Annotated in this window: 10 protein-coding genes and 1 pseudogene; 9 read left to right on the top strand and 2 right to left on the bottom strand. The window is 68.8% G+C overall.

Going from position 1 to position 12,139, the window contains the following annotated elements; all coding sequences use genetic code 11:
• Positions 1-15: 15 nt before the first annotated feature.
• On the bottom strand, positions 16-756 hold the full coding sequence (locus KY572_RS45650) for a phosphoadenylyl-sulfate reductase (RefSeq protein WP_224250099.1): 741 nt from the start codon (positions 754-756) through the stop codon (positions 16-18).
• A gap of 448 nt (positions 757-1,204) precedes the next feature.
• Here KY572_RS45650 and KY572_RS45645 point away from each other — a divergent pair, with 448 nt between their 5' ends.
• The 6 genes and pseudogenes from KY572_RS45645 (at position 1,205) to KY572_RS45620 (ending at position 7,785) form a co-directional block, all read left to right on the top strand.
• A complete protein-coding gene (locus KY572_RS45645; RefSeq protein WP_224250098.1) occupies positions 1,205-2,470 on the top strand; it encodes a sensor histidine kinase in 1,266 nt (421 codons plus the stop codon).
• Between the two features lie 57 nt (positions 2,471-2,527).
• The gene (locus KY572_RS45640) at positions 2,528-3,592 is read left to right on the top strand and encodes a PrsW family intramembrane metalloprotease (RefSeq protein ID WP_224250097.1); all 1,065 of its coding nucleotides are present in this window, start codon (positions 2,528-2,530) and stop codon (positions 3,590-3,592) included.
• 81 nt (positions 3,593-3,673) lie between these two features.
• Positions 3,674-5,974 carry a membrane dipeptidase gene (locus tag KY572_RS45635; RefSeq protein ID WP_224250096.1) on the top strand — a complete coding sequence of 767 codons (2,301 nt, stop codon included), beginning with the start codon at positions 3,674-3,676 and terminating at the stop codon, positions 5,972-5,974.
• 269 nt (positions 5,975-6,243) lie between these two features.
• Positions 6,244-6,444 (top strand): annotated as a pseudogene (locus tag KY572_RS45630) (IS5/IS1182 family transposase); the annotation flags it as partial.
• A complete protein-coding gene (locus KY572_RS45625; RefSeq protein WP_224250095.1) occupies positions 6,395-7,033 on the top strand; it encodes a Tox-REase-5 domain-containing protein in 639 nt (212 codons plus the stop codon). The pseudogene KY572_RS45630 and the gene KY572_RS45625, both read left to right, overlap by 50 nt.
• Positions 7,034-7,047: 14 nt before the next feature.
• Positions 7,048-7,785, top strand: coding sequence for an Imm52 family immunity protein (locus KY572_RS45620; RefSeq protein WP_407660124.1), 738 nt, complete (start codon positions 7,048-7,050; stop codon positions 7,783-7,785).
• Between the two features lie 37 nt (positions 7,786-7,822).
• On the opposite strand, the gene KY572_RS45615 is transcribed toward KY572_RS45620, so the two are convergent.
• Positions 7,823-8,095, bottom strand: coding sequence for a Uma2 family endonuclease (locus tag KY572_RS45615; protein WP_224250093.1), 273 nt, complete (start codon positions 8,093-8,095; stop codon positions 7,823-7,825).
• A 151-nt stretch (positions 8,096-8,246) separates the two neighbouring features.
• Between KY572_RS45615 and KY572_RS45610 the strand changes: the two genes are divergently transcribed.
• From KY572_RS45610 to KY572_RS45600, 3 genes are read left to right on the top strand one after another with little or no spacing between them, the layout of a single operon-like run.
• Positions 8,247-8,915 carry a (2Fe-2S)-binding protein gene (locus KY572_RS45610; RefSeq protein ID WP_224250092.1) on the top strand — a complete coding sequence of 223 codons (669 nt, stop codon included), beginning with the start codon at positions 8,247-8,249 and terminating at the stop codon, positions 8,913-8,915.
• A 12-nt stretch (positions 8,916-8,927) separates the two neighbouring features.
• Positions 8,928-9,914, top strand: a complete 987-nt coding sequence (locus tag KY572_RS45605; RefSeq protein WP_224250091.1) for an FAD binding domain-containing protein — start codon at positions 8,928-8,930, stop codon at positions 9,912-9,914.
• 17 nt (positions 9,915-9,931) lie between these two features.
• Complete coding sequence (locus KY572_RS45600) at positions 9,932-12,130, top strand: xanthine dehydrogenase family protein molybdopterin-binding subunit (protein WP_224250090.1); 2,199 nt, start codon at positions 9,932-9,934, stop codon at positions 12,128-12,130.
• The last annotated feature ends 9 nt before the right edge of the window (positions 12,131-12,139 follow it).

The raw sequence follows: 12,139 nt of genomic DNA, 5'->3' as shown, positions 1-12,139 counted from the left end.
GGGTTTCCTGGCGGCTCAGCGGCTCACGTGGAGCCCGCACTCGCGGTTCTCGGCCGACTCCCACCACCAGCGGCCGGCGCGCTCGTCCTCGTAGGGCTTCACCGCGCGGGTGCACGGGGCGCAGCCGATGGACGGGTAGCCGCGATCATGCAGGGCGTTGTACGGCACGCCGTTCTCCCGGATGTACGCCCACACCTGCTTCGCGCTCCACGCCGCCAGCGGGTTCAGCTTCACCAGCCCGCCGTGGTCCTTGTCGAGCTCCAGCACCTCCACGCCCGTCCGGGTGACGGACTGCTCCCGGCGCAGCCCCGTCACCCACGCCTGCCGGCCCGCCAGCGCGCGCCGCAGCGGCTCCACCTTGCGGATGGCGCAGCACTCCTTGCGCGCCTCGATGCTCTTGCGGAAGGAGAAGTAGCCCTGCGAGAACTCGAGCGCCTCCACCCGCTCGCGCTGGGGGAAGTAGGTCTCCACCTCCAGCCCGTAGCGCTTACGGATCGTCTCCATCAGCTCGTACGTCTCCGGGGGCAGCCGGCCCGTGTCGAGCGTGAACAGGCGCAGGCTGGGGGCGTGCTGGCGCGCCAGATCGATGAGGACCACGTCCTCCGCGCCGAAGCTCGAGGCGATGACCGCGTTGGCGCCGAACCGACGCTCGGCCCAGGCCAGCACGCGCTCGGGAGGCGCGGACTTCAGCTCGTGAGCGGTGATGGCCAGCTCTTCCTGGGAGAGCACTGCGGCAGAGGGGGGCGCCAGCGACATCGGGAACTCCAAGAGAAACAAAAGGCCCGCCACCTCGCAGGGAGGGCGGGCCGCGCGGTGACGAAGACACGGGAGAGGACCAGGCTGCTGCCTGCTGCCCGGCACCGCGCGGAGCAACAGGAGGCAGGCGTGGGCTCAGCGAGCGCGTTTCGATTCGGGATACGTCATTATGGTCAACAAATATCCGCTATAACGGACGGAGTCAACTCATCCGCTATAGCGGACGCCGCCGGCCCTCCCGCCGGGGAGGTGTGGAGCCGGGCGTCGTTGGATGAGAACTCCGCTTGACGCTCCGTCTGGAAGGGCAGGTGGGCCCGGCCATGTCCGTGGATATCGACGGGCCCCGATATTTGGCGTCCGCGCGGCGGGCTATGCTCCAGGCAGGCAGAAGCAACCGCTCCTCGTTGCCTCCCGCGGTGCTGCTCCTGCTCGTCGCTGGACCCAACCGATGAGCACGCCTCCAGAAGTCAGCCCCGACTACCTCCGCCGTGAACTCGACTCCCTGCGGAGGATTGGCGGGTTCGGCATGTTCCTGCTGCTCATCTTCCAGTTCTGGGGGCAGTGGCGGGTGGTGGGCGTGCTCGCGGCGGTGTTGTTGGTGGTGGGCATCAGCAACACGCTGGTCGTCCAGTGGGTGTGGCGCAGGGTGGGGTACCCGTGGGCCGAGACGGTGCGGCTGGGCGTGAGCGCGCTGTCCTTCTTGATCCTGGGCCCCCTGGTGAAGTGGTCCGTCCTGCTCTGGATCTACGTGCCCTTCAACATGCTCTGGTTCGAGGGAGAGGGGCGGTGGGAGCGCCTGCGGGCCCTGGCCTACCTGGTCTTCGTCGACGCGGTGGCGCTGCTGGGGGGATGCGATCCCCTGCTGCCCGTGGCCTTCACGGTGCTGGCGGCCATCGCGTTCCAGGTGGCGGACCGGCGGACGGCCCTGCACCAGATCATGCTGCGGCGGGTGCTGGTGCAGCAGGAGCAGCTGCAGAAGGCGCACGAGCGCGCCCTGGAGCAGGAGAAGCTCTCCAGCCTGGGCATGATGGCCGCGGGCGTCGCGCACGAGATCAACAACCCGATGAGCTTCGTCACCAGCAACGTCAGCTCGCTCTACAAGGAGCTGCAGCGGCAGCCGGGCCTGCCGGGCCCGCTCCAGGAGTACGTGACGGAGGTGCTGCCGGAGACGCTGGACGGCATCCGCCGGGTGAACGCCATCGTGTCGGATCTGCGGCGCTTCTCCCGAGGCGATGCGGAGATCCCCACCGAGTACGATCTGAACGAGGAGGCGCGCGCGGCGCTGCGCATCGCCCACGGGCAGCTCGGCCATTGCAAGGTGGAGGCGGACCTGGGAGAGCTGAGCAAGGTGGTGGGGCGGCCGAGGCAGATCGCCCAGGTGCTGGTGAACCTGCTGGTGAACGCCGGGCAGGCCACCGGGCCGGGCGGGCGGGTCCAGCTCACCACGCGGCAGGAGGGAGACCAGGTGCGGATGGAGGTGCGGGACACGGGCTCGGGCATGTCGCCGGAGGTGCTCTCCCGGCTCTTCCAGCCGTTCTTCACCACCAAGCCGCTGGGGATGGGCACCGGGCTGGGGCTGGCGGTGGTGCACGGCATCGTCACCGCGCATGGAGGCCGCGTCGCGGTGCGGAGCAAGCCCGGCGAGGGCTCCTGCTTCACCGTCTACCTGCCGCTGCAGCCGCCGGCCGAGAAGGCCGTGTCCAGCGGCGCCTGAGCTGCTGGCTCGGAGGGGCGCTCGTGTCGGCTGTCCGGGCTCTGGTAGCGTGGGCGCATGTCCGTGCTCGTGCTGGGGGGTTCCGCGGTCGTCCCGTCGCTGCTGCTGCTCTGGTACGTCTACGCGAGGGACAAGAACCCCGAGCCCCGGGGCATGCTGCTGAAGACGTTCCTGCTCGGCGCGCTCATCTGCATCCCCGTGGTGCCCGTGGCGATGCTGCTCGAGGGCATGGGGCAGGGGATGGCCGGGGACATGTGGGGCAGCGCCTTCGTGAAGGGCGTGCTGGGCGCCGCCATCCCCGAGGAGCTCTTCAAGTTCCTCGTGCTGCGCGCGTACGTGTGGCGCAAGCACCACTTCGACGAGCCGCTGGACGGCGTCGTCTACGGCGCCACGGCCTCGCTGGGCTTCGCCACCCTGGAGAACATCCTCTATGTGGGGGAGCACGGCGTGGGCGTCGCCGTGCTGCGCGCCGTCACCGCCGTGCCGGGGCACGCCTTCACCGGCGTGGTGATGGGAGCGTTCCTGGGGCGCGCGCGGTTCGCGGAGCCGGAGCAGCGCACCGGGCTGCTCTGGGCGGGGCTCGGCGCGGCCATCTTCCTGCACGGCGCCTATGACGTCTTCCTGTTCACGGGCTCGGGCTATGCCTTCCTGGCGCTCCTGGTCCTCTTCATCGAGGTTCACTGGGGGCGGCGGCTGTACAAGACGCTGCAGGCCGAGCAGCAGGTGGCCAGTCCAGCCATGGCGGCGGGGCCGCTGGTGGCTGGCTCGGTGGTGATGGCGGAGCGGGTGGTCGTCACGCCCGGGGGCATGATGGCGGGCGGAGTGGAGGCCGCGATGACCGTGCGCGTCACGGAGCCGCCGGCGTACGCCCTCCGGCGCGCTCGGCCCGAGCGCACCCTCTGGTCCTGGCTCAAGCTGGCGATGGGCGGCCTGGGCTTGTCGCTGTGCGGCATCTGGTGGCTGGCGGTGGCCGCGGCCCTCTTCCTTCCGGACACGTCCGGGGAGCCGCTCTCCACGGGAGGCAAGGTGGGGCTGGTCCTCTTCTCCGCCATCCCCACGCTGATCTGCCTGGCGATCTTCCGCTCAGGCCTGCGTGGACCCTTCGTGTCGACACCCGATTAGGGGAATCCCCAGGGACCTTGCGTCCGGGGGGGAGAGAGGCGCTATGAGGGTCGCCTCCCCCGTCAGAGCAGGAGTCCCCGCATGCAGCGACTTCTCCGCCACGCGTATCCGAGCCTCCTGAGCCTCGGGCTGACGCTCGTCCTCCTCCCGAGCTGTGCTCCCGTGGAAGAAGAGTCGGCTCCCCAGGAGCTGGGGACGAGCGCGCAGGGGGTGGGCGTTCCGGGCTTCGCGGATCTGCACCACCACATGTTCGCCGAGGAGGCCTTTGGTGGCGGGTGGTTCCACGGCAGCTACACGGGCACGCTGAACCGCTGTGACGGCGGCATGCCGGAGAGCAGCCATGCCCGGGTGCGCATGGACCTGAGCAGCATGCTGAACCTGTGCCCGAACTCGGGCGGGGTGGACCTGAGCACCAACCCGCTGCTGGCGGCGCTGTTCGGCATCGGTGGCGCGGTGGGCTCGGAGTTCATCGGGAAGATCGAGGGCACGCAGGGCGACACGGGCCTGCACATGGGGCGGCGCGAGGTGCCCTCCGAGTGGCCTCGCTGGGACACCATCGGCCACCAGCAGTCGTGGGAGGGCTGGCTGCGCCAGGCGCACACCGGTGGGCTGAGCCTGGTGGTGGTCTCGCTGGTGAGCAACGAGTTCCTCTGCAAGGCGCTGCCGTACCAGAACCTCAAGCGGCCCTGTGACGAGATGGCGGACATCGAGGCGCAGGTGCAGATGGCGCGGGCCTTCGATGCGCGCACGGACTGGGTGGAGATCGCGCTCACGCCGGCGCACGCCCGGCAGATCATCTCCTCGGGCCGGATGGCGATGGTGCTCTCCATCGAGACGAGCAAGCTGTTCGGGACGAAGGACTGGCGGGCGGAGCTGGACCGCTTCTACAACCTGGGCGTGCGCTCGTTGCAGCCGGTGCACCAGCTGGACAACCGCTTCTCGGGCGCGGCGCCGCACAACGCCATCTTCCAGGCCGCCGAGTTCCTGGAGAACTGCCACATCGACTTCGACTGCGGCATCACGACGGGCGCGTTCACGCTGGGCTTCGACGTGAACTCCGCGTGCCGCAACGTGAAGGGGCTGACGGCGGACGGCAAGGCGCTGGTCCAGGCGATGATGAACAAGGGCATGCTCGTGGACATCGCGCACATGTCCGAGCGCAGCGTGCAGGACACGTACGCCATCGCGCAGGCCAACACGTACTACCCGCTGATCATCTCCCACGGCCACTTCCGCGAGGTGATGAACCCGAAGCTGGCGGACGACGAGAAGACGACGCCGGCGTGGGTGGTGCGCTACCTGCGGCAGACGGGCGGCATCTTCGGCCTGCGCACCGCGCATGACGAGACGCTCACGTACACGAAGTCCGGCGTGCCCAACAACTGCCAGGGCTCCACGCGCTCGCTGGCGCAGGCGTACGAGTTCGGCCGCCAGGGGCTGAAGGTGCCCATGGCGCTGGGAGGCGATCTCAACGGCTTCATCCAGCAGACGCGGCCGCGCTTCGGGCCGAACGGGGCGTGCTCGGCGGGCTTCCAGGCCGAGGCGGACGCCCAGGCCTACCAGCAGACGATCACCGCTCCGGGCCGGCTGGGGACGGAGTTCGACGAGAAGGGCCTGGCGCACATCGGCCTGGAGCCGGACCTGGTGCGGGACCTGAAGCGGGTGGGGGCGAACACCACGGCGCTGGAGAACTCGGCCGAAGCCTTCATCCGCACGTGGGAGCGCGCCACCTCGGTGCGCACGGGCATGGCGGATCCGGCCAACGACATCGACACCAGCGGCATCCTCCCCTACGTGTCGAAGGAGACGCGCGAGGCGCAGTACCCCACGGTGTGCGGAGCGGCGTACGCGCCGGACTCGAAGGTGCTGGGGCAGGGCTGCCGCTTCGACGGAGAGTGCCAGAGCGACCAGTGCACCTCGGTGCTGTGCGCGACCTTCGATGGGCGATGCGTGTGCAATGACGATGGGGACTGCGGCTCGGCGAGCTACTGCCAGGAGGAGGCGCCGGGCCCTGGCGACAACGACTGCAAGCCGAAGAAGGCGAACTGGGACTCGTGCAGCCGGGATGGGCAGTGCCAGTCCGGGGCGTGCGGTGGCTGCGCGAACCTGACGGGGTGGTGCTACACGCCGCGCTCCAAGGCGTACGGGCAGGCGTGCAAGGCGGATCGCGAGTGCACCACGGACCGGTGCAGCGCGGACTGCTACATCAACCCGACGGGTTCGTGCCTGTGCGACAGCGACTCGCACTGCGCCACGAACCAGTACTGCGGCTGGGGGACGAACTCGGGCAAGTGCCAGAACAAGAAGTCCCGCGGCGCGGCGTGCGCGTCGGACCGTGAGTGCCTGTCGGACAAGTGCCGCTGGTCATTCACCTGCGCGTGAGCCATGGCGCCGGGGACGGGGCGGCGAGCAGACGAGGCGGTTGTCGCCGGCTGCTCGCATTGGTGGCGGTGGGGTGGTTGGCGGGTTGTTCCACCACGGGGGCCCAGAGTGAGCGTGGGGCCCTCCTGTCCTCCCGTCCTGGGATGGGCTGGGAATCTCCCGCCACGCGCCCGGCAAGTGGCCCATCTTCCGAGCCCAAGGAGGACGGAGGCGGCTCCGGCCTCTTGGGCTTCCTTGGTGAGAAGCAGGACGAGTTCCAACTCCTCCAAGAGGCGCCGGCAGGCCGACAGCGGTTGAGGAAGCGGGTGGGAGTCGAACATCGATTAGCGCACGTGGCTCGACGCCAGGGACCGCGAGCCCGTTATCGAGGAGTGCGCAAGAACACGTTCGACCTGCGCCGTGCGGCCGCGATCCAGAACCTTGAGTCCTGGCAGCGGCACGAGGAGCGTCCCCTCCTCAAAGCCGCTTAGCTGGGATTCCAAACCATTCGGTGCTCTAGGGTCGAAGCTGCCAGTGCTGTCGCTGACGGCGGAAGGAGCCTTGACGATCGAGCAGGTGTTGGTGCCCGGAGGCTCCGCGACGGCCGCGCTGGGGACAGGCGCGGGTGCCGTCTATGTCCTCATGGCTGCCGAGGGAGCTCCGAGGGAGGGTGACAGCCCCGAGGCCGGGACAGAGCCTGGGGCATGGAAGCACAAGAAGTTCGCGGGCTCGGAACGAGCCAGGCGCTATCAGGAGCAGATCACCGGACGCTCCGCGGATGACGTCTACTTCGTTGGAAAGGTGGAGTACGACGGGTTCGAGGCGGGCATTCTCCGGGAGGCCAAGGCGGAAGGCTACCTCGAGTTCTTCGAGAAGAATGGACAACCCAAGCCGTGGTACGTGAGTTCAGGAAACTTCAAGGAGCTGATCAGCCAGGCTCAGAATCAGGTGAGGGCGGCCCGGGGTATCCCGCTCCAATGGCATGTGGCTGAACGCGAGCTGGTCGGGATTCTCCGCAGGCACTTCGCTCAAGCAGGTATCGAGAACATCCAGGTCATCTTCACTCCGCCAATACCCTGAAGAGGGAACATTGCATGCACGGAGAGTCCTACTACGTGGGGGCTTATTGGGGGGTGAGACAGGAGAGCGTCCATACGTGCGCTCAGCGTGCGGAGCTCTTCCTCCACATGTTGGCCCGCTGTGATCCATCGCTGGGGCAGTGGTTCCGCAAAGGCCGCGCGGCGCGCGGCTCCCCGGGCCACCCGGTGCGGATAGATGACCGAGGGGAGTTGGAGACGCTGCTCCTGCGAGGCAGAAACCGGACGGATGAGGATAAGGAGGTGATCGAAGACCTCGGGTTCAGCCTCGAGCTCTGGAACCAGTCGCCGGATTCCAAGGCGACGAAGCTACGAGTCACCTGTGGCAGCTACAGCGAGTGGGTCAACAATGTCTGCTTGTTGGACCTGCCATGGCAGGGTGCGGCGGCGGAGCGGATGCTCACCACCCCGGTGTTGGTTCAGATGTTGGAATGCATGGTCACGGCCTGGGAGCCTGATTGGGGAATTGTCAGCACCCAGTACGCCATGGACCTCATTCCCAAGGCTCAGAAGGAAGAGTCGCGCGTGGGGTGGATGACGTACTTCGCGCGGCGCCGCGGCACCGTCCCCCCGCTCCCCGCTCCCGTGAGCATCAAGCCAGTGGGAACATCGGGCACTCTCGTCGTCCTGACGCCCGAACGCTTCACAGCCGCAAACTCCGAACACATTGCCCTGGGTCTTCGCGTGCGCGAGCTGCTGGATCGCGCCGGAGTGCTGATGCAGCGCGCATCCTGAGTGCGCACCAGCACGTTCCCCATCTGCGGAGGGTAGTTCAGCGCTCCCACAGGAGGCCCAGCTCCAGGGCGAGGGCTTCAAAGGGCTCGGCACGTACGGCGAGGGTGCCCTGGCGAGCGCCCAGCCGTGACCAACGCCCGGCCTCCAGCCAATACACCTCCAGCAGGCTCAGCCGCGGATCCACGAGCCACAGGTGCTGGACGTCCTCGCGCGCGTACGAGCCCATCTTCCGGGTCCGATCCAGCGTCTCGGTGGAGGGCGAGAACACTTCGCATACCGTACGAGGCAGTTCGCCGTGGGGGCCTGTCACTCATGTTCTCAGGATGCGGCCCTATCTCCGCCAATGTGCAGTGTCTGACTCAGGCACTGTCCCAAGGTCGTAAAACGGACACCGCGGCCACCGGGCCGTGTCGCGTTCACTCGCGGAGCGCTACGCACGGGCTCCTGGAGGGTTTGCACGCATGTCCGACCCGAAGCAGCCTCCCCACGACGATGGCGCGCCTGGCGGCACGCCAGGATTCCTCGAAGATGGCAAGGTGACCCGACGCGAGTTCGTCGGCACCGCGGTGGTGGGCGGGGCCCTGCTCGCCACCGGCCTCCTCTCCCTGCCCGGCACCGCCGAGGCGAGCCCTCTGCCCCCGGGCATCGAGGGCCCCCCGGTTCCCCCCGTTCCCATCAAGCTCCAGGTCAACGGCAAGGAGCACGCGCTCGAGGTCGAGCCGCGCGTCACCCTGCTCGATGCGCTCCGGGAGCAGCTCCAGCTCACCGGCACGAAGAAGGGCTGCGACATGGGCCAGTGCGGCGCGTGCACCGTGCTCGTGGACGGTCGCCGCGTGAACTCGTGCCTCACGCTCGCGGTGATGCAGCAGGGCAGGAAGATCACCACCATCGAGGGGCTCGCACAGGGCGATCAGCTCCACCCGATGCAGCAGTCCTTCCTCGCCCACGACGGCTTCCAGTGTGGCTACTGCACGCCGGGGCAGATCATGAGCGCGGTGGGCTTCGCCAGCGAGCCCTGGGGCCAGACCGACGCGGACATCCGCGAGGGCATGTGCGGCAACATCTGCCGCTGCGGCGCCTACCCCCACATCGTGGCCGCCGTCCGTGACGGACGCGGCAAGAAGGCCTGAGGAGGCACGGTCATGCGACACATCGACTACACCGCTGCCCAGGACGCGAAGGGCGCCCTCGAGAAGCTGGCCGCCCGGCCCACGGATGCCGCGCCCATTGGCGGGGGCACCAACCTCGTGGACCTGATGAAGCTGCACGTGCAGAACCCCGCCCTCCTCGTGGACATCAACGGGCTGCCGCTCGGCGAGGTTCAGGAGGTGGACGGTGGGCTGCGCATCGGCGCGCTGGTGCGCAACAGCGATCTGGCCAACCACCCGCTCGTGCGCGAGCGCTACCCGGTGCTCTCCGAGGCCCTGCTCGCCGGGGCCTCTCCGCAGGTCCGCAACCTGGCCACCGTGGGCGGCAACATCCTCCAGCGCCCACGCTGCGCGTACTTCCGGGACACCTCACAGCCCTGCAACAAGCGCGCGCCCGGCTCCGGCTGCGGAGCGCTCGAGGGCTTCAACCGCATGCACGCGGTGCTGGGCACCAGCGACAAGTGCATCGCCGCGAACCCCTCGGACATGAACGTGGCGCTCGCGGTGCTGGATGCCACCGTGCACGTCCTCGGCCCCAAGGGCGAGCGCAAGGTCGCGTTCGGAGACTTCCACCTGCTGCCCGGCGCGCACCCCGAGCGCGAGACGGTGCTCCAGCCCGGCGAGCTCATCACCCACGTGACGCTGCCGGCCTCTCGCTTCGCAGCCCGCTCCCGCTACCTGAAGGTGAGGGACAGGGCCTCGTTCGCGTTCGCCCTCACCTCGGCGGCGGTGGCCGTCGAGCTGGACGGCAAGACCATCAAGGACGCGCGCGTGGCACTGGGCGGCGTGGGCACCAAGCCCTGGCGCTCCCGCGAGGCCGAGAAGGCCCTCATCGGCCAGCCGGCGGACGAGGTGCGCTTCAAGGCCGCCGCCGCCGCCGCGCTGAAGGGCGCCAAGCCTCGGACGCACAACGCATTCAAGGTCGAACTCGCCAGGCGCACGCTCGTGCGTGCCCTGTCGATGGTTGCTGAAATCGCCTGAACGGAGCGGAGCTCGTCATGGACAAGTCCGTAGGAAAGCCGCTGGACCGGGTGGATGGGCGACTGAAGGTGACAGGCGGGGCGAAGTACTCCGCCGAGTTTCCGCTGCAGGGGCTGGCGCACGCGGTGCTCGTGACTAGCACCATCGCCAACGGCACCATCACGCGCATGGACACAACGGCCGCCGAGAAGGCGCCGGGCGTGCTCGCGGTGCTCTCGCCGGAGAAGCCTCCGAAGCTCGCCACCGATTCCAGCAAGAAGCAGACCCCCGTGGACAAGGTGGTGCACGCGCTGCAGACCAGGCGCGTGGACTACCAGCACCAGCCCGTGGCCCTGGTCGTCGCGGACACCTTCGAGCGTGCCACCCACGCCGCCGCGCTGGTGAAGGTGCAGTACCGGGCGGACAAGCCGAAGGCGAACATGAAGGCCGCCAAGGCCCAGGCGTACAAGCCGGCGAACATCCTCGGCAGGCCCGCCGACCACGATCATGGCAAGGCCTCGGAGGAGAAGCCGGACGCCGAGATCGACGCCACGTACGTGACGCCGTACGAGCACCACAACCCCATGGAGCCTCACGCCACCATCGCCCACTGGGAGGGTGAGCGCCTCACGGTGTACGACTCCACCCAGGGCGTCTTCGGCACGCGGGCGCGGCTGGCCGCGCTGCTCGGGCTGCCTCCGGAGAACGTGCGTGTCATCAGCAAGTTCGTCGGTGGTGGCTTCGGCAGCAAGGGCTCCGTGTGGTCCCACACCCTGCTCGCGGCCCTGGCGGCCAAGGCCGTCTCCCGGCCGGTGAAGCTCGTGCTCCGGCGCGACCAGATGTACGGCCCCGTGGGCTACCGCCCCGAGACGGAGCAGCGGGTGCAACTCCAGGCCCGCAAGGATGGGAAGCTGCTGCTCGTCCGTCACGAGTCGACGAGCTCGACCTCCACGTTCGATGAGTTCACCGAGCCGTGCGGCATGCAGACGCGCATGCTGTACGACAGCGAGCGCATCATCACCTCGCACCGGCTCGTGAGGCTGACCATGGGCACGCCGACGTTCACCCGCGCTCCCGGCGAGTCCTCCGGCACCTTCGCGCTCGAGTCCGCGCTGGACGAGCTGGCCTACAAGCTCGGCATGGACCCGGTGGAGCTGCGGCTCAAGAACCACGCGGACAAGGACCCCGAGTCGGGGAAGCCCTGGAGCAGCAAGTCGCTCAAGGAGTGCTACCGCGTGGGGGCCGAGAAGTTCGGCTGGGCCCGCCGCAACCCCGTCCCGGGCTCGATGAAGGACGGGAGGACCCTCATCGGCTGGGGCATGGCCACGGCCACGTACCCGGCCCGCCAGATGAAGGCCACCGCGAAGGCCACGCTCATGCCGGATGGAACCGTGCGCGTCGTCGCCGGCTCGCAGGACATCGGCACCGGCACCTATACGGTGATGACGCAGATCGCCGCGGACGCGCTGGGGCTCCCGCCGGACAAGGTCCGCTTCGATCTGGGGGATACCCAGATGCCCGAGACGCCCGTCTCGGGAGGCTCGTGGACGGCCTCCAGCGTGGGCTCGGCGGTGAAGCGCGTCTCGCTCGCGCTCCGGGACAAGGCCATCGCGCTCGCGGTGGCGGATACGGCCTCTCCGCTGCGGGGGAGCGATCCCAAGCAGGTGCAGGTGGAGAACGGCGAGCTCGTCTCGGGCGCGAAGAAGGAGAGCTATGCCGCGCTGCTCAAGCGCCAGAAGCTCCCGTCGCTCGAGGCGCAGGAGACCGCCGGGCCCGGGCCGCAGAGCGGTCAGTACTCCATGCACTCGTTCGGCGCCCAGTTCGCCGAGGTGCGGGTGGATCCGGATTTCGGAACGGTCCGGGTGAGCCGCTGGGTGGGCGCGTACGGGGCCGGGACGATCCTGAACGCGAAGACCGCCCGCAACCAGATGATGGGCGGCATCATCATGGGCATCGGCATGGCGCTGATGGAGGAGTCCGTGGTGGACACGCGGACCGGGCGCTTCATCACCCAGGATCTCGCGGACTACCACGTGCCGGTCAACCCGGACATCCCGGACATCGACGTCACGTTCGTTCCCGAGAATGACCCGTACGTGAACGACATCGGCGCCAAGGGCATCGGCGAGATCGGCATCACGGGCGTCGCCGCCGCCATCGCCAATGCCGTCTACCACGCCACGGGCAAGCGCATCCGAGCGCTGCCCCTCACGTTGGACAAGCTGCTGACGGCGTGACGGCCGGCC

The organism is Hyalangium gracile (assembly GCF_020103725.1).
Lineage (GTDB): Bacteria > Myxococcota > Myxococcia > Myxococcales > Myxococcaceae > Hyalangium > Hyalangium gracile.
The sequence above is the reverse complement of the archived record's forward strand: the minus strand, read 5'-3'. Positions and strand labels throughout refer to the sequence as shown.

Coding starts and splice junctions, on each gene's coding strand:
- KY572_RS45650 (WP_224250099.1), bottom strand. CDS start 756: ATGTCGCTGGCGCCCCCCTCTGCCGCAGTGCTCTCCCAGGAAGAGCTG.
- KY572_RS45645 (WP_224250098.1), top strand. CDS start 1,205: ATGAGCACGCCTCCAGAAGTCAGCCCCGACTACCTCCGCCGTGAACTC.
- KY572_RS45640 (WP_224250097.1), top strand. CDS start 2,528: ATGTCCGTGCTCGTGCTGGGGGGTTCCGCGGTCGTCCCGTCGCTGCTG.
- KY572_RS45635 (WP_224250096.1), top strand. CDS start 3,674: ATGCAGCGACTTCTCCGCCACGCGTATCCGAGCCTCCTGAGCCTCGGG.
- KY572_RS45620 (WP_407660124.1), top strand. CDS start 7,048: ATGCACGGAGAGTCCTACTACGTGGGGGCTTATTGGGGGGTGAGACAG.
- KY572_RS45610 (WP_224250092.1), top strand. CDS start 8,247: ATGTCCGACCCGAAGCAGCCTCCCCACGACGATGGCGCGCCTGGCGGC.
- KY572_RS45605 (WP_224250091.1), top strand. CDS start 8,928: ATGCGACACATCGACTACACCGCTGCCCAGGACGCGAAGGGCGCCCTC.
- KY572_RS45600 (WP_224250090.1), top strand. CDS start 9,932: ATGGACAAGTCCGTAGGAAAGCCGCTGGACCGGGTGGATGGGCGACTG.